Genomic DNA, 17,198 nt, shown 5'->3' with positions numbered 1-17,198 from the left:
CCAAGAGAAATCACCGTCATGATGCGTTTGAATGTGGTATTTTTGACCCGCCTGCGTTTGACCCGCCTGCATCGGTGCCGGACGGCCTTTAGCGATAGGGGTTCTTTGCGCTGCGATCCTCCGACAGGGACCTCTGCGAGCGCTCTACGATCATCACGGTGGCATCGGCCAGATGCTGGCGTTCGATGTGGTGATCGCCACGTGCAACGCGCAATTTATGCGCTTCGAGCATGACCTCGGCATGGGATGACCCGCGCGGCGGAATAAAGGTATAGCAGGCCAATTCGATCAGGAATCCAAGCGGATCTTTGAAATAGATCGAATGCATGAACCCGCGATCCTTGACGCCGGAATTGCCGATCCCGCGTTCCTTGAGCCGATCCAGAACCTGGTCGAACATGGCGCGGTCGACCTCGAACGCGACGTGGTGCACGCAGCCTGCATCGGTCGGTGTGCGGTTGTGCACGGGTTTGCGGTTTTCATTGGTAAAGATGGTGATCAAACGGCCATCGCCGGGATCAAAGTACAGATGCCCTTCGTCGGGATCGTCCAGATTTGGCTGATCGAAGATAAACGGCATGCCCAGCAACCCCTCCCAGAAATCAATACTGGTCTGACGATCCGCGCCCATCAAAGTGATATGATGCACACCAATAACTTGAATCTTCTGCATTTCTCGCATCCCCGTATATCTGCCCTGACGGAAACCATAGCGCAGCGGCGGCATCATGCCACCCCAAAGGTCAACCCCCCTTTCGTCTTTGACGTCATCAGCCTATAAGCCGATGAGCCCGGGACTTGTCAGAGTCGACGGGCCAAAATGAATTTTTGCAAGGTCCACTGCTCATGTCCTTTTTTGATCAATTCCGTGGTATGTTCTCGTCCGATATGGCCATCGACCTCGGGACCGCGAACACGCTGGTTTACGTCAAAGGCAAGGGCATCGTTTTGTCGGAGCCGTCGGTCGTGGCCTATCACGTCAAGGACGGCGTCAAAAAGGTACTTGCGGTGGGTGAAGACGCAAAGCTGATGCTGGGCCGGACCCCCGGCAGCATCGAAGCGATCCGCCCCATGCGCGAAGGCGTGATTGCCGATTTCGACACCGCCGAAGAGATGATAAAACACTTCATTCGCAAGGTGCATAAACGGTCGACCTTTTCTAAGCCCAAAATCATCGTCTGCGTGCCACATGGCGCGACGCCGGTCGAGAAACGTGCGATCCGCCAGTCGGTGCTGTCTGCAGGTGCACGCCGCGCCGGTCTGATTGCCGAACCGATTGCCGCCGCGATTGGTGCGGGTATGCCGATCACTGATCCGACCGGTAACATGGTCGTCGATATCGGTGGCGGTACAACAGAGGTTGCGGTGCTGTCGCTGGGCGACATCGTTTACGCACGCTCTGTACGTGTCGGTGGGGATCGCATGGACGAAGGGATCATCAACTACCTGCGCCGCCAGCATAACCTGTTGATCGGCGAGACAACTGCCGAGCGGGTGAAAACCTCTATCGGGACGGCGCGGATGCCTGACGACGGACGTGGCACCTCGATGCATATCCGCGGACGCGACCTGTTGAACGGCGTACCCAAAGAGATCGAAGTGACCCAAGCCCAGATCGCCGAAGCGCTGGCCGAGCCGGTGCAGCAAATCTGCGAGGCCGTGATGACCGCGCTTGAGACCACTCCGCCCGATCTGGCGGCCGATATCGTAGACCGCGGCGTCATGCTGACCGGCGGCGGTGCGCTGCTGGGAGATCTGGATCTGGCGCTGCGCGAACAGACGGGGTTGGCCATTTCTGTGGCGGACGAGCCGTTGAACTGCGTGGCTTTGGGCACCGGCAAGGCGTTGGAGTACGAAAAACAGCTGCGCCACGCCATCGACTACGACAGCTAACCCAACAGCCCGGGATGCGGCAGGACGGCGCGGCCCTCGCGGTAGGAAACGTATAACGCATGGCCATCGACCGATCCTCTTCGAACGATTTTGGGCGCCCGTTGCGCCGCTTGTTGCTGGCCGTGATCGTGCTGGTGCTGGCTGGTATCTTTCTGCTGTGGCGGATCGACAGCCCCCGTGTGGAACGGTTTCGGGCCCAGATCACCGACCGCTTTGTTCCAAATCTGGAATGGGCCATGGCACCGGTCACCGGTACCGTAAACCTGTTTCGCGACTTCCAAAGCTATCAACGGCTGACCGTGCAGAATCAGGAACTGCGTTCCGAGCTGCGCAAGATGCAGACCTGGAAAGAAGCCGCCTTGCAGCTTGAACAGGAAAACGCCCGTTTGCTGGACCTGAACAAGGTTCGTCTGGACCCGCGCCTGACCCATATTACCGGCGTGGTGCAGGCAGACTCGGGTTCGCCCTTCCGGCAATCGGTGTTGCTGAACGTCGGTGCGCGGGATGGCATCGTTGATGGTTGGGCGACCGTGGACGGCATCGGGCTTGTGGGCCGTATCTCTGGTGTGGGTGAGAATACCGCGCGCGTGATACTGGTGACCGACACCTCAAGCCGGATACCAGCCGTGATCCAGCCGTCGGGGCAACGGGCGATTATCGCGGGCGACAATTCAGCCGCGCCGCCGATTGATTTCCTCGAAAACCCTGATTTGGTACGCCCCGGCGATCGTGTTAGCAGTTCGGGCGACGGCGGTGTCTTTCCTGCCGGTATCTTGATCGGACAGGTTGCCGCCGACCCGGGCGGGCGGCTGCGCGTGCGGCTTGCGGCTGACTTTGAACGGCTAGAGTTCCTGCGCGTCCTGCGCCACCATGGGTCCGAAAAGGTGAACGAAGACGCGGCGGTCATCCGCGAAGACGGCCCCCGCCTGATCGCGCCTTTGCCAATTGCACCTGAGACTGAATGATGGATGATCTGTCGACCCTGCGGTTATGGCTGATGCGCGCGGCGTTTCTGCTGTTGGCGCTGGTGCTGCTGTTTTTCCATCTGCTGCCGCTTGATACCCAGCCGATCGCGTTGTTCGCACCCGACCTGTCGCCCCCCCTTGCGACCATCGACCCCGCAGAGGCGCGGTTGCGCGCTTTGCTGGATCAAGGCAGCGACCGCATCTGGATTGCCCCTGATCTGTTGATCGCCTTTGCGTTGGCGTGGTCTGTGCGGCGGCCCGACTATGTGCCTGCGGTGCTACTGGCTGTTGCGTTTCTGCTGACCGATCTGCTGTTGCAACGTCCACCGGGCCTATGGTCGCTGCTTGCGCTGCTGGCATGCGAAAACATGAAGACCCGCGGACGCACCCTGCGTGACAGCACCTTCGGCGCCGAATGGCTGGCGGTGTCGCTGTGGCTGATCGGTATTTTGATGCTGAACCGGATCGTGTTATCTTTGCTGTTGGTCCCGCCGCCACAATGGTCGCTTAGCCTGCTTGAGCTGGGCATGACGATCCTGACTTATCCGGCTGTGGTGTTCGTGACCCATGCGCTGATGGGCGTGCGCAAATCCGCCCCCGGTGATCTGGACAGTATGGGCGGTCGCTCATGAGGAGAGCAGAATGAGACGCAGCAGAGCCGATAGCGACGCCAGCCACTCAAAGCTGAGCCGCCGTGCTGTATTGCTGGGCAGCGCGCAGCTGTTGTTCATGGGCGGGCTGGCGGCACGGATGAACTATTTGCAGGTGGATCAGGCCGATCAGTTTCGCCTGCTGGCCGAAGAGAACCGGATCAACATCCGGCTGATCCCGCCGGCGCGTGGAGAGATTTTCGACCGGAACGGGGTGCGGTTGGCGCAGAACGTGCCGTCCTACCGTATCGTGATTGTGCGCGAAGACGCCGATGATGTCGACGCGGTGATGCAACGTCTGGGCGAAGTGATCGACCTTGACCCCGAAGTGCGCGCACGCGCGATGGCCGAGATCAAGCGATCTGCCCCGTTCCTGCCTGTCACGGTGGCCGACGATGTCAGCTGGGATGAAGTCAGCCGCGTGTCGGTGAACGCCCCTGCCCTGCCCGGTGTCAGCCCCGAAGTCGGCCTGACCCGTGTCTATCCGCGCGGATCGGATTTTGCCCATATCGTTGGCCGTGTGGGCCGCGTCAGCCAAGCCGATCTGGACGCGCTGGAAAACCCCGATGCGGTTCTGCGTATCCCGCGGTTCCAGATCGGCAAGATCAACGTAGAGGCCCGCCAGGAATCCCTTTTGCGGGGTTCTGCCGGTACCAAACAGGTCGAAGTCAACGCCACCGGCCGCGTGATGCGCGAACTGGCCCGCCGCGAAGGGCAGTCCGGTGCTGACATTCAGCTGACCATCGATTCCAATCTGCAGAACTTCGTACAGGCCCGTCTGGGTAACGAAAGCGCTGCGGTGGTGATCATGGATTGTGATAACGGCGATCTGGTCGCAAACGCCTCGTCGCCCAGCTATGATCCGAACCTCTTTATCGGGGGGATTTCTTCAGCGGACTACAACCCGCTGCTGCAATCCATCTATCGCCCGCTGGTGAACAAGACCGTGCAGGGCACCTATCCGCCCGGATCGACCTACAAGATGGTCGTCGCCATGGCCGCACTTGAAGACGGCATCGTCGGCCCCGAGGAAACCACATACTGCCCCGGGCACCTCGAAGTGGGCGGACGCCGGTTCCACTGTTGGAAACGCGCAGGGCACGGCTGGATCGACCTTGAAAACTCGCTCAAGCAATCCTGCGACGTCTATTACTATGATCTGGCGATGAAAGTCGGGATCGAGAAAATCTCGGCCATGGCAAACCGCTTTGGACTGGGGTGGAAACATGATCTGCCACTGTCCTCTGTTGCGGCAGGTCTGGCCCCGACGAAAGCATGGAAACAAAGCGCGCGTGGCGATTCATGGGTGATCGGGGATACGGTGAATGCCTCTATCGGGCAGGGTTTCACGCTCAGCTCGCCACTACAACTGGCGGTGATGACGGCGCGGATCGCGACCAACCGCGCCGTGGTCCCACGGCTGATCAAATCGATCGACGGCGTCGAACAAGCCAGCGGCGCGGGCGAGACCTTGGGCATGAACGAAAACAACATGCGTCAGGTCCGCAAAGGCATGTATTCGGTGGTCAACGACCGGCGCGGCACGGGCTACCGGTCGCGGGTCATCGCCGACGGGGTGCGCATGGCGGGTAAAAGCGGCACCAGTCAGGTACGCAACATCACCGCCGCCGAACGCGCGCGGGGGGTCAGCCGCAACGAAGACCTGCCATGGGAGCGCCGTGACCACGCGCTATTCGTCGCCTTCGCGCCCTATGACAAGCCGCGCTATGCGGTATCGGTGCTGGTGGAACACGGCGGCGGTGGATCGACCGCAGCCGCCCCCATCGCCCGCGACGTCATGCTGCAAGCGATCTATGGCGGAGAGCCACCGCTGGACGCCTACCCCACCGCCGACCGTGGCCGCATCGCCGAACAACAAAAAGCCCTGCGCGCGATCCAGCCCCAAGCGGATTTCAGCGGGAAAGACCAAGCATGAGCTATCTTGAATATACGGTCAAACATGTCCCCACAGGCTTTGCCAAGATCCTGCATCTGAACTGGCCGCTGACCATCCTGCTGGCCGCTGTCTCGGGGGTGGGGTTCTTGATGCTGTACTCGGTCGCGGGGGGCAGCTTTAACCCTTGGGCCGAACCGCAAATGAAACGCTTTGCCTTGGGGATCGTGCTGATGATTGCCGCCGGTATGGTGCCGATCTGGCTTTGGCGGAACCTCGCGGGCGTGGCCTATTTCGGCACGGTGATCCTGTTGATCGGGGTCGAACTTTTCGGTGCCGTCGGCATGGGCGCACAGCGCTGGATCGAGCTCGGGTCGTTCCGCCTGCAACCATCAGAGCTGATGAAGATCACACTGGTGATGATGCTGGCGGCCTATTACGACTGGCTCCCGCCCAAGAAAACCTCGCGGCCGCTGTGGGTGTTGTTGCCGGTCCTGATGATTCTGTTCCCCACAGCGCTGGTGCTCAAGCAGCCCGATCTGGGCACCGCGATCCTGTTGATGGCCGCCGGCGGCGGGCTGATGTTCCTTGCAGGGGTGCACTGGGGCTATTTCGCCGTCGTTATCGCAGGCGCGGTGGGACTGGTGACGGCGGTATTCCAGTCCCGCGGCACCCCGTGGCAACTGATCAAGGACTACCAGTTCAGGCGGATCGATACCTTCATCGACCCCAGTACCGACCCGTTGGGCGCGGGCTATCACATCACCCAATCCAAGATCGCGCTAGGCTCTGGTGGTTGGACCGGCCGCGGGTTCATGCAAGGCACCCAGTCGCGCCTGAACTTCCTGCCCGAGAAACACACCGATTTTATCTTTACCACGCTGGCCGAGGAATTCGGCTTTGTCGGCGGCTTTTCCCTGCTGGGCCTCTATGCGCTGATCATCGTGTTCTGCGTCGCGGCGGCCTTGATCAACAAGGACCGTTTCTCGTCGCTGCTAACCCTTGGTATCGCGCTGAACTTCTTTTTGTTCTTCGCCGTGAACATGTCGATGGTGATGGGGCTGGCACCTGTTGTCGGTGTGCCGCTGCCGCTCGTCAGCTATGGCGGATCGGCAATGCTGGTGTTGCTGCTGGCCTTTGGCCTTGTACAATCGGCGCATGTCCACCGCCCCAGATAGGAAACCTATGTCCCTGAACGTCCTTTTCGCCGCCCGCCCCGAACGCTGGGTGACGTATGAAGCCCCCCTACGCCAAGCGCTCGACGCCGCAGGGATCACGGCGCATCTGTCAACGGATATTCCGGCCCAAGATGTCGACTACATCGTCTATGCACCCAATAGCACGCTACAGGATTTCACCCCCTACACGCGGGCCAAGGCGGTGCTGAACCTCTGGGCGGGGGTAGAAAATATCACCAACAATGACACGCTGCATATCCCGCTGGCTCGGATGGTGGATCCGGGCCTGACCAAGGGCATGGTTGAATGGGTCACGGGCCATGTGATGCGCTATCATCTGGGGCTGGACGAGGACATTCGCAAGACGGACACCGATTGGACCCCGCGCACCCCGCCGCTGGCACAGGAACGTCAGATCACCATTCTGGGCCTTGGTGCCTTGGGCGCGGCTGTGGCCGAGACATTGGTGTCTCTGGGCTTCAACGTCACCGGCTGGTCGCGCAGCCCCAAAGAGATTTCAGGCGTAACGTGTCTGCATGGGAACGACGGGCTAAAGGATGCCCTACGCAGCGCCGAGATCGCGGTACTGCTGCTGCCCAACACCCCTGATACCGAGAACACGCTGAATGCCGAAACCCTAGCACAGATGCCTAAGGGCGCGTTTATTATAAACCCAGGCCGCGGGGCGTTGATCGATGACGACGCGTTGCTGGCTGCGTTGGATACCGACCAGATCGCCCATGCCACGCTGGATGTGTTCCGCGTCGAACCGCTGCCTTCCGAGCACCCCTATTGGGCGCACCCCAAGGTCACTGTTACCCCCCATATCGCCGCTGAAACCCGCGCCATCACAGCAGCACAGGCCGTCGTGGAAAACATCCGCCGCGGCGAAGCCCAAGAGCCTTTTTTACATCTGGTGGACCGCGCCAAAGGCTACTAAGCCGCCCGGCCGCTGCCGCAGGATTTGAGTTTATTTGGCAAAATGAAGCAGCGAGCGTCGCCCCTTCATTTTGCCTTTTAAACTCTCGCCGAAGGCATCTTTGCCACGCGCGCTCAGGCCGCGGTAAGACCCCGCCCCTTTAACAAGGCCTCTACCCCCGGCAATCTGCCGCGGAACGCCTTATAGAGTTCTGCTGCGTCCTGACTGCCGCCGGTCGACAGGATGTGCTGCTCTAGCGCCGCCGCGCGGTCGGGATCAAAGGCGCTGCCGGCTTCTTCAAAGGCGGCAAAGGCGTCTGCGTCCATCACTTCGGACCACATATAGCTGTAGTAGCCGCTGGAATAGCCATCGCCTGAAAAGACATGGGCAAACTGCGGCGTGGCGTGGCGCATGGTGATCGCGTCGGGCATACCAAGATCGGCCAGCACCTGTGCCTGTTTCGCCATGGGGTCAACGGGTGCCGCGCCATCGTGGAATTCAAGATCCACCAGCGCAGAGGCGACATATTCGACCGTGGAAAACCCCATATCAAAGTTTGCAGCCCCTAAAACCTTTTCAAGCATTTCTGCCGGCATCGGTTCGCCTGTCCTGGCGTGGGTGGCGTACTGACTCAGGACCTCGGGCACCTCCAGCCAATGCTCGAACAGCTGGCTCGGCAGTTCGACGAAATCACGGGCGACCGATGTACCGCTAACGGATTCATAGGTCACGTCCGACAGCATCTGGTGCAGCGCATGGCCGAATTCATGAAAGAGCGTGCGCGCGTCGTCGTAGGACAGCAGCGCGGGCGATGCTTTGGCAAAGTTGCACACGTTCATCACCACCGGCGACTGCACATCGGGAAATTTCGCCTGCGACCGCATGGCGCTGCACCACGCGCCCGACCGTTTTGACCCGCGCGCAAAATAGTCACCGATGAACACAGCCACATGTGCGCCGTCTCGTGTGACCTCCCACGCGCGGCAATCGGGGTGATAAAGCGCGACATCGAGGGGTTTGAATTCGAGAGAGAAGAGCCGTGTGGCGCAGTCAAAGGCCGCGTCGATCATCCGGTCCAACTGGAAATACGGTTTCAACGCGGCTTCATCGAGATCATGTTCCGCCACCCGCCGTTTTTGCGCATAGTAGCGCCAGTCCCACGGGGCCAGATCGCCGTTTACGCCATCGTCGTGCATCATGCGGGTCAGCACCCCGGCGTCTGCCTCTGCCTGTGCTTTGGCAGGTGCCCAGACATCCATAAGCAAGTGACGCACGGCCTTTGGTGTTTTCGCCATCTCTGTTTCCAGCTTGTAGGCGGCAAAGTTGTCATAGCCCAGAAGCTTGGCCCGTTCCTCGCGCAGCGCAAGGGTTTCAGCAGCGATGCCGCGGTTGTCGGTATCGCCGCCGTTGGCCCCACGCGACTGCCACGCCAGAAACGCTTTTTCGCGCAGATCGCGGCGGGGAGAGGATTGCAGGAACGGCGTGATCAGCGACCGCGAAAGGGTGATCACCGGCGTGCCTGCCTCTTTTTCTTCGCCAGCAGCGCGGGCGGCATCGATGACGAAGTCGGGCAGCCCTTCCAGATCGGATTCTTCCAGCGGCATGAACCAACTGCGTTCATCGGCCAACAGGTTCTGGGTGAACTGTGTCCCCAGCACGGCGAGCCGGTTCTTGATCTCTTTCATCCGCGCATCGGCCGCCCCGTCCAGCGCCGCGCCTGCGCGGACAAAGCCGCGGTGGGTCAGCATCAGCACCCGTGCCTGCTCTGGCGTCAGGTCAAAGCTGTCGCGGTTTTCCCAGACCGATGCGACCCGCGCGAACAGCGCCTTGTTGCTTGAGATTTCAGAGAAATGCGCCGACAGCAGCGGCGAAAATTTGCGTTGCAGGTCTTCGCGCACGGGGTTGCTATCTGCCCCTGCGACGGTGAAAAACACGCCCAACACGCGGTCAAGCTGGCTGCCTGCTTCCTCGAGCGCCTCGATCGTGTTTGAGAATGTCGGCTCGTATTCGCACTCGGCGATGGCTTCGATTTCCATGCGGTGCGTCTGCAGTGCCTCGTCCAGCGCGGGGGCGAAATCATCGTCGGAGATCTGGTCGAAGGGGGCAATCTCGAACGGGGTGTCCCAATCCTGTAGCAACGGGTTTGTCATGGCGGTCTCCTTTACGGGTCAAGCTATGCACTGCAGCAGGGCAATACAATCGCAATACCCGCGCGCGGAACCCCCATGACGGGTCGTCTATTCGCCCGCGTCGCCACAGATCGGGCAGTCGTCGCGCTTGGATACGCCGATCACTCGGTTCTCGCCGTAAAGCGCGTCATACATCAGCATTTGCCCACGCAAGGGGGCACCGGCACCGGTGATAAGCTTGATTGCCTCGGACGCCATCATCGCACCAATCACACCGGGCAGCGGGCCGATCACACCGGCCTGCGCGCAGCTGGGGGCCAGATGTGCCGCAGGGGCCTGCGGGAAGATGCATTGGTAGCAGGGCGCACCCTTTGAAGGGTCAAAGATGCTGAGCTGCCCTTCCCATTGCGACAGTGCGCCCGAAATCAGCGGCAGCCCTGCGGCGACGCAGGTGCGGTTCACCAGATAGCGGGTGTCGAAATTATCGGTGCCGTCCAGCACCAGATCGTAGTCGGCGAAAAGCTCTGCCGCGATGTCGTCGGTCAGGCGGCGATGGTAAGGACGCACGGTGACAAAGGGGTTCTGTGCCTCCATCTCGGCCTGTGCAGAGAAGACTTTGGGCGTGCCGATGGCGCTGTCCTTATGGATCACCTGCCGTTGAAGGTTGGCGTTTTCAACGATGTCGTCGTCGATCACGCCAATGGTCCCGGCACCGGCAGCCGTCAGATATTGCAGCACCGGTGCCCCAAGCCCACCTGCCCCGATGACCAGTACCCGCGCTTGCTTGAGCGCCTTTTGACCCGTCCCGCCGACTTCGCGCAGCACGATATGACGGGCATAGCGGTTTAGCTCGGTCTCTGAAAACGTGCCGGTTTGCGCGGCGGGTTTGGTGTCGCTTGCGGGTTCGGCCCGCGCACGCAATCGGTTCAGCCCCCAGCTATAGCCAAAGATTAGCAGCAAAAATCCGGTCAGCAGCAGCCAAGGCGCCGCCGTACCCCCCGTCGCGACACGCAAGGGATGCGTCGCCGGCAGCAACAGGTTCAAGCCGATCACCAGACCAAACACCATGCCCAACATCACGACCCGTCGTTCGCGTGGCTGGCCAAATGCGGCCCCCGCGCCCCAGATCAGCGCGGCCAGTCCCAAAACCAGCAGCATCAGGCGGCCCCGCCTGTGGCGCGCAGTTTTGGTTGCGTGTGTGATTGGCGCATAAGGCCCCCGCTTTGTTTTTCAGGTATTCAGACCCTAAAGCGGCAACCTAAGCATTTTTCCGCCGACACCAACCCAAAACGTAAACGGACAGGCCCACAGAGCGGCAAGCGTCGCTCCGCTGCATCAGGTTAAAAGACACGCGCCCCCTCGACCCATGTTTCGTGCAGGATCGGCAACCCGTCGAGCCGCGCGAACCGGATCACATCACCACGTGCCCCGACTTCAAGCGTCCCGCGATCCGTCAGACCCGCACGATGCGCCGGAGCGCGGGTCACCGTCGACAGACCACGCGACAGATCGCCCCAAAGATCTCCCAATTGTAGCGCCGCGATCAACAGCCCCGCGGGCACATAATCCGATGACAGAATATCAAGCCGGTCTGCCTTGGCCAGATCAAGCGCTGCGACATTGCCGGAATGGGACCCCCCGCGAATGACATTCGGCGCGCCCATAATCGTCGCGATCCCGTTGGCGTGGCAGCGGTTGGCGGCCTCTACGGTGGTGGGAAATTCGGCCAGCCGTACCCCGTAGTCGTGACTGGTATCGACCTGCTCTGCCGTGGTGTCGTCGTGACTGGCCAGTGCCGCGCCATAGCGGGCGGCAGCCGCAACCGTCGCGGCCTCATGGGCTTTGCCGTACTGCTTTTGCACGTCGTAAAGATACGCGACATGGCGCTGGAACGCGGCTGCGTCAAAGCTGTGTTTGCCGCGCACGTAGGCCTCGAATTTCGACAGGTCCCGAAACTGGCGCTGACCAGGGGTGTGGTCCATCATCGACACAATGCCCACGCGATCCTCGGGGCCGAACTCTGCCAGCTCTTCGGCCAGCGTTTCCGAACAAATCTCGGCGCGCAGGTGGATGTGGTGGCTGATCCGCAAGGCGCGGGCATCGCGCATGGCCAGAATGGTATCAACCATGCCGCGCGCGTATTTCTGATACTGATGCTCGGCCGAAATCATCGACCCCACGCGAATCGCATCAAACACCGTGGTGATCCCGGTCCCGGCGAGCTCTCGGTCATGGGCGAGGATCGCGGCGCGGTGCGGCCAGTCGACCTTGGGGCGCGGCGACATGTGCCGTTCAAGGTTATCGGTATGCAGTTCCACCAGACCGGGCGCGATGTAATCCCCCTGCATGTCCCGCGCGCGCTTTGGCACGGCGGCCCCGGTATCAATATCGGTGATCACCCCATCTGCAATGCGGATCGCGCCGGTTTCGACCCTATCGCGCAGGATCAGACGGGCATTGGCAAAAATCGTCTCTTGGGTCATGGCTTTATCTTCTGACTGGATTGGCCAGCCGTACAGGCTGTTTGGGAAAGATGCTGGCGTATAGTGGTAACGGTCTGCGCCAGCGGGCCGTTGTTGCAGATTACATGGTGGCGAATACCCGTCGGCATCGCGAAATCCGCCCGCGCCAAGCGACGCTCGATCTCGTCTGCGTCCTCGCGGTTTCGCGCGGTCAGACGGGATGCAAGCACATCGCGATCCGCGCACAGCAGGATGACACAGAACCGCGCGAACAAAGCCTGCGCCTGTGGCAAGACGGCACGCGACAGGTTCACCAGCACGTCACGCCCCTGCGCCACCTCCAGTGCCACAGACTGCGGGATACCGTAGTGCCACCCGTGCGCATGCCAGCTGAGAATAAACGCGCCGTCATCCTCGGCCTTCCTAAAGGCACGTTCTGACACGCCGTCAAAATCCTCGCCGCCCAGCGCGGTGGGACGCGAGATCACGCGTCGGGCGAGCAAGAGCGACGGGTCTGCCGCAGCCAAACCTTCCATCACGCTGTCTTTGCCAACGCCCGAGGGGCCGACGACAGCAATAAACCGTCCCGTCATGCGGCGCGCCCCGGCGTGTACTGCGTCACATCGAACTGGCGGTCACATATCTCATCGCGGGCGGCGTGGTCATGGAAGATACCAATGATTGCAGCGCCCCGCGCCTTCGCCTCGGCAATCATCGCAAGCACGGTGGCACGGTTTGTCGGATCAAGACTGGCGGTAGGTTCATCTAGCAAAAGCGCCGGATAGGGATAGGCAAAACCGCGCGCGATATTCACGCGCTGCTGCTCCCCGCCAGAGAAGGTCGTGGGGCTCAGCTGCCACAGGCGTTCGGGGATGTTCAGTCTGTGTAACAGGGTTTTTGCCTGCGCCTCGGCCGTCGCCCGGTCCGATCCGGTCGCCATCAGCGGCTCGGCCACTACTTCCAGTGTCGATACACGCGGCACGACCCGCAGGAACTGGCTGACATAGCCCATCGTCGTGCGGCGCAGCTGGATCACCTGGCGTGGTGCCGCGGTTACGACATCCAGATCGCCTACCATAATCCGGCCCGACTGGGTCAGATAATTGCCGTAAATCATCCGCATCAGGGTCGATTTACCGGCCCCCGACGCGCCCACCAAGGCAATACATTCCCCCTTTGCGACTGCTAAAGAGGCCCCCGCCATGACAGAGATTTCAGCAGCCCCCTGATTGTGCAGCACAAAGGATTTCGACACGTTTTCGACAGTAATCATCGGGCTCATACCTGTAGGACAGAGGAAACAAGAAGCTGCGTATACGCATGCTGCGGATCGTCGAGCACCTGATCGGTCAGGCCGCTCTCTATGACATGGCCGTCTTTCATCACCATCAGCCGGTCGGCGAGCAATCGCACCACAGCCAGATCGTGCGTCACGATGATGGCGCTCAGCCCCATTTCGCGGACCAGCCCGCGCAGCAGGTCCAGCAATCGCGCCTGTACGCTGACATCCAGACCGCCAGTCGGCTCATCCATAAAGACCAAACGAGGGCCCGTCACCAGATTGCGCGCGATCTGCAGCCGTTGCTGCATCCCGCCGGAAAAGGCCGTGGGGCGGTCGTCAATCCGGTCGGCGCTGATCTCGACCCGGCCCAGCCAATCGATTGCCTTGTCGCGGATGTCTCCGTAATGGCGCGCGTTCACGGCCATCAGCCGTTCGCCGACATTGCCGCCCGCACTGACGTTCATGCGCAACCCGTCGCGGGCATGTTGATGAACGAATGCCCAGTCAGTGCGCGACAGCATGCGACGTTCGGGCTCGCTCATCGTGACAGTATCGCGCAAGCCCTCAGTGCGGGTGTCAAAGCGCACCGCACCTGCGTCGGGCTGCAAATGCCCCGCCATACAGTTCAGCAAGGTCGACTTCCCCGACCCGCTTTCCCCGACGATGCCCATTACCTCGCCCGGATAAAGATCAAAGGACACATCCGTGCACCCGATCCGCGCGCCGTACATCTTGGCGATGCCTTCCACTTGCAACAACGGGGTCATGCCGCGTCCTCCGCCAAAGGGGTGCCCTGGGCGCCACAATGCCCTGCAGCGCGACGCGAGCCGCAGTAATCCGTATCCGAACACATGAACATCCGACCGCCGGCATCATCCATGATCAGCTCGTCTAGATAGCTGTCTGTCGCGCCGCACAGATCACAGGCGTGATCTGCTTTGGTCGGCTCGAACGGGTAGTCATCAAAATCCAGACTGACGACCTTGGTATAGGGCGGCACCGCATAGATGCGCTGTTCACGGCCCGCGCCGAACAGCTGGATACCTGCCATCTCCAGCTTTGGGTTGTCGAACTTCGGGATCGGCGACGGGTCCATGACATAGCGCCCCTCTACCTTCACCGGATAAGCATAGGCGGTGGCAATCGCACCATGCTGGCTGATGTCCTCGTAAAGTTTCACGTGCATCAATCCGTATTCCTCAAGGCTGTGCATCTTGCGGGTCTCTACCTCTGACGGCTCGAGAAACCGCAGCGGTTCGGGGATCGGCACCTGATAGACAAGGATCTGGTCCTCGCGCAGGGGCGCTTCGGGGATGCGGTGACGGGTCTGGATCACGCTGGCCTCGGTGGTGGCTTCGGTAACGGCGACACCCGCCGTTTTCTCGAAAAACCGCCTGATAGAGACTGCATTGGTGGTGTCATCGGCCCCCTGATCGATCACCTTGAACCGGTCTTCGGGCGTCAATACCGCCGCCGACACCTGCACACCGCCCGTGCCCCAGCCATAAGGCATCGGCATCTCGCGGCTGGCAAAAGGCACTTGGTAGCCCGGGATCGCCAACCCTTTCAGGATCGCGCGGCGGATCATGCGTTTGGTCTGCTCGTCCAGATAGGCGAAGTTATAGTCGCTCATGACGCCACCCCTTCCTTCATTTTGCCTTTTAAACTCCCCCCGGAGGGGCCCTCCCCTTCGGCTTGTCCCCCCGCCTGCGACCCTGCCTGCGCGTCACGGCGTAGCTTGCGGATCAGCTCCAGTTCGGATTGGAAATCGACGTAGTGGGGCAGTTTGATATGCTCCAGAAACCCCGTCGCCTGAATATTGTCGGCGTGGTACAGCACGAATTCCTCGTCCTGCGCGGGTGCGCCCAGATTATCCTCGCCCAACTCCTTCCAGCGCAGCGCGCGGTCAACCAGCGCCATAGAGATCGCCTTGCGCTCGGTCATGCCAAAAACCAGCCCATAGCCCCGCGTGAACTGCGGCGGCTCCGTCTTCGAGCCGGTGAACTGATTGACCGTCTCGCATTCGGTCAGGGTGATTTCACCGATGTCGATGGCAAAACCCAATTCGGGTATGTCCATCTCTACGGCCACGGCACCGATGCGCAGCTCTGCCACAAAAGCGTGGTTGCGTGCGTAGCCCCGTTGGGTGGAGTAAGCCATGCCAAGGATAAACCCCTCATCCCCGCGTGTTAGAGCCTGCAATCGCAAGGCACGGCTGGCCGGAAGCTCCAGCGGGCTGCGGGTCAGATCGTCAGGTTTCTCTGCTCCTGCGGGTTCCGTTTGAATCAGGTCCTCGCGGTCAAGAAAGCTCATGATATGAGGCGTTTCACCTACATTAGGCTCTGTTTGCGGCGTCTCTGCGACCTCGCCATCGGCGGCGAGTTTGAAGTCCAGCAGACGGTGGGTATAGTCGAATGTCGGCCCCAGGACCTGCCCGCCCGGTGCGTCCTTGAACGTGGCCGAGACACGGCGGTCACACGCCATCGCAGCGGTATCCACCGGATTAGAGCCGCCAAAACGGGGTAGCGTGGTGCGGTAGGCCCGGATCAGGAAGGTCGCCTCTATCAGATCGCCGCGCGATTGTTTGATCGCCAGCGCGGCAAGGTCGGGATCATAAAGCGACCCCTCCGCCATCACGCGATTGACGGCCAGCGTCATCTGTTCGCGGATCTGATCTACGCCCAGTTCCGCCACATCCCGATCACCGCGCCGTTCCTCGGCCAGCCACGCATGGGCGTTGTCGATGGCGCGTTCGCCCCCTTTGACTGCAACATACATCAGCGAACCCTCGTCGTGCGTGGCAGCGCAGCAAGCCGGTCTGCGCAGGTGAGAATGAAATCCAGCCCCAGTGGGAACAGCGTGGCATTCGCTTGAAAAGCGGCGCAGTCCGGCAGCGACAGGCCGGTACTGTCTTTGATGCCCGGCCCGCTCAGGGTCGCACCATGGGGGGAAAGTTCGGGCATCTCGACGATCAGCGTTGCTGACCTGTCGGGGTATTCTGCGGTGCCGATGGCGAACTTTGCGAGAGGCAGATCGTCCCAGCCCCCCACGGCAAACATCGCCTTATCGGCAGGCGCAAAAGGCGCGCCGGTTTGAAAGGTAATCCAGTCGCGCACATCTTGCGTATCACAGGCCGCCCCCAGATAGATCGGCGTATCGGGATCACACAGCGTCAGGATCGCGGTACCTGCTGCCACGCTAAGCGGCGCGGGCGGGGTGGCACCTGATACGTCACAAATCGTGCCGGGGCGGGCCATGGCGGTCATCAGCCCGCGAAAGGCGCGGGCGGCGTCGATTGGGGCGTTGGTAAAGCCGCCCTCCAAAGCATGGGCCTGCATCAGTCTTCCCCTCGTACCATTGTAAAGAAATCAACCTTCGTTGCAGCAGCCTTGGCCGCGCGGGTGGTTTTGGCCGCGTCGCGCGCCTTGCGCAGCGGTGTGAGAATGGCCGCCTCTACTTGCCCCGCCGCGTCGGTTTGCATCAACGCATCAATCAGTGCGGTCCGAAGCGCATGGTCCTTGCTGCGCCCTTGCACATAGCCGTGCCCCACCGTGCCACAGCCCAGTTTCACCGAGGCGCGGGTGACGGACATTTCGCCAAGGTTAAACGCGGCCCCCACGGCTCCTGCCCGCCCGCGCACCATCACGCCGCCAATCTCTGGCGCGCGCAAAATACTGTGATCGGGGTGGGTGTCATAGGCGGTCCACAGGCGTGCGATCTCGGCTGCGGGGGATTTGGCCAACAGGCCTAACCACGCCTTACGCTCCGCATTAGGGTCGATTTGTGTGTTCATCATATTCATCTAGACACCTTTTCGAGTTGTCTA

Annotated in this window: 17 protein-coding genes; 6 read left to right on the top strand and 11 right to left on the bottom strand. The window is 61.2% G+C overall.

The genetic code is table 11. The features are described from left to right. Positions 1-88: 88 nt before the first annotated feature. Positions 89-673 (bottom strand): VOC family protein, encoded by a 585-nt coding sequence (locus ACVBAU_RS03695; protein WP_335744835.1) that lies wholly within the window; start codon positions 671-673, stop codon positions 89-91. A 173-nt stretch (positions 674-846) separates the two neighbouring features. On the opposite strand from ACVBAU_RS03695, the gene ACVBAU_RS03690 reads away from it, so the two are divergent. Genes ACVBAU_RS03690 through ACVBAU_RS03665 form a run of 6 tightly spaced genes read left to right on the top strand, consistent with a single transcriptional unit; the run spans position 847 to position 7,520 of the window. After that, positions 847-1,893 carry a rod shape-determining protein gene (locus tag ACVBAU_RS03690; RefSeq protein ID WP_093731432.1) on the top strand — a complete coding sequence of 349 codons (1,047 nt, stop codon included), beginning with the start codon at positions 847-849 and terminating at the stop codon, positions 1,891-1,893. Between the two features lie 59 nt (positions 1,894-1,952). Beyond that, positions 1,953-2,858: a rod shape-determining protein MreC gene (mreC, locus tag ACVBAU_RS03685; protein ID WP_093731433.1), complete on the top strand. Its 906-nt coding sequence runs from the start codon at positions 1,953-1,955 to the stop codon at positions 2,856-2,858. Then, positions 2,855-3,490, top strand: a complete 636-nt coding sequence (locus tag ACVBAU_RS03680; protein ID WP_448327955.1) for a rod shape-determining protein MreD — start codon at positions 2,855-2,857, stop codon at positions 3,488-3,490. The genes mreC and ACVBAU_RS03680 overlap by 4 nt, the downstream gene beginning before the upstream one ends. A gap of 10 nt (positions 3,491-3,500) precedes the next feature. Further along, positions 3,501-5,444: a penicillin-binding protein 2 gene (gene mrdA / locus ACVBAU_RS03675; protein ID WP_138924375.1), complete on the top strand. Its 1,944-nt coding sequence runs from the start codon at positions 3,501-3,503 to the stop codon at positions 5,442-5,444. Further along, a complete protein-coding gene (gene rodA / locus ACVBAU_RS03670; protein ID WP_138924376.1) occupies positions 5,441-6,580 on the top strand; it encodes a rod shape-determining protein RodA in 1,140 nt (379 codons plus the stop codon). Before mrdA ends, rodA begins: the two co-directional genes overlap by 4 nt. Before the next feature lie 7 nt (positions 6,581-6,587). Then, the gene (locus tag ACVBAU_RS03665) at positions 6,588-7,520 is read left to right on the top strand and encodes a 2-hydroxyacid dehydrogenase (protein WP_448327952.1); all 933 of its coding nucleotides are present in this window, start codon (positions 6,588-6,590) and stop codon (positions 7,518-7,520) included. Between the two features lie 113 nt (positions 7,521-7,633). Here the strand turns inward: ACVBAU_RS03665 and ACVBAU_RS03660 are convergent, their stop codons facing one another. The 10 genes from ACVBAU_RS03660 to phnG all read right to left on the bottom strand — a co-directional run bounded on the left by ACVBAU_RS03660 (position 7,634) and on the right by phnG (position 17,165). After that, positions 7,634-9,649: a M3 family metallopeptidase gene (locus ACVBAU_RS03660; RefSeq protein WP_448327950.1), complete on the bottom strand. Its 2,016-nt coding sequence runs from the start codon at positions 9,647-9,649 to the stop codon at positions 7,634-7,636. 87 nt (positions 9,650-9,736) lie between these two features. Further along, a complete protein-coding gene (locus tag ACVBAU_RS03655; protein WP_448327948.1) occupies positions 9,737-10,786 on the bottom strand; it encodes a HesA/MoeB/ThiF family protein in 1,050 nt (349 codons plus the stop codon). 182 nt (positions 10,787-10,968) lie between these two features. Continuing rightward, positions 10,969-12,111 (bottom strand): alpha-D-ribose 1-methylphosphonate 5-triphosphate diphosphatase, encoded by a 1,143-nt coding sequence (locus ACVBAU_RS03650; RefSeq protein WP_448327946.1) that lies wholly within the window; start codon positions 12,109-12,111, stop codon positions 10,969-10,971. Then, positions 12,108-12,683, bottom strand: a complete 576-nt coding sequence (phnN, locus tag ACVBAU_RS03645) for a phosphonate metabolism protein/1,5-bisphosphokinase (PRPP-forming) PhnN (RefSeq protein ID WP_448327944.1) — start codon at positions 12,681-12,683, stop codon at positions 12,108-12,110. Before phnN ends, ACVBAU_RS03650 begins: the two co-directional genes overlap by 4 nt. Then, entirely contained in the window at positions 12,680-13,363 is a 684-nt protein-coding gene (gene phnL, locus ACVBAU_RS03640; protein ID WP_448327943.1) for a phosphonate C-P lyase system protein PhnL, read from the bottom strand. Before phnL ends, phnN begins: the two co-directional genes overlap by 4 nt. Before the next feature lie 5 nt (positions 13,364-13,368). Next, on the bottom strand, positions 13,369-14,139 hold the full coding sequence (gene phnK, locus ACVBAU_RS03635; RefSeq protein WP_093731442.1) for a phosphonate C-P lyase system protein PhnK: 771 nt from the start codon (positions 14,137-14,139) through the stop codon (positions 13,369-13,371). Next, complete coding sequence (locus tag ACVBAU_RS03630; protein ID WP_138924382.1) at positions 14,136-15,005, bottom strand: alpha-D-ribose 1-methylphosphonate 5-phosphate C-P-lyase PhnJ; 870 nt, start codon at positions 15,003-15,005, stop codon at positions 14,136-14,138. The genes phnK and ACVBAU_RS03630 overlap by 4 nt, the downstream gene beginning before the upstream one ends. Then, positions 15,002-16,150, bottom strand: a complete 1,149-nt coding sequence (locus tag ACVBAU_RS03625; protein WP_448327941.1) for a carbon-phosphorus lyase complex subunit PhnI — start codon at positions 16,148-16,150, stop codon at positions 15,002-15,004. The genes ACVBAU_RS03630 and ACVBAU_RS03625 overlap by 4 nt, the downstream gene beginning before the upstream one ends. After that, complete coding sequence (gene phnH, locus ACVBAU_RS03620; protein WP_448327939.1) at positions 16,150-16,710, bottom strand: phosphonate C-P lyase system protein PhnH; 561 nt, start codon at positions 16,708-16,710, stop codon at positions 16,150-16,152. The genes ACVBAU_RS03625 and phnH overlap by 1 nt, the downstream gene beginning before the upstream one ends. Continuing rightward, positions 16,710-17,165: a phosphonate C-P lyase system protein PhnG gene (gene phnG / locus ACVBAU_RS03615; RefSeq protein WP_441351447.1), complete on the bottom strand. Its 456-nt coding sequence runs from the start codon at positions 17,163-17,165 to the stop codon at positions 16,710-16,712. Before phnG ends, phnH begins: the two co-directional genes overlap by 1 nt. Positions 17,166-17,198 lie beyond the last annotated feature (33 nt).

The sequence above is a fragment of the Sulfitobacter sp. M13 genome, from assembly GCF_053474885.1.
This window is presented reverse-complemented; position numbering and strand designations above follow the sequence as displayed.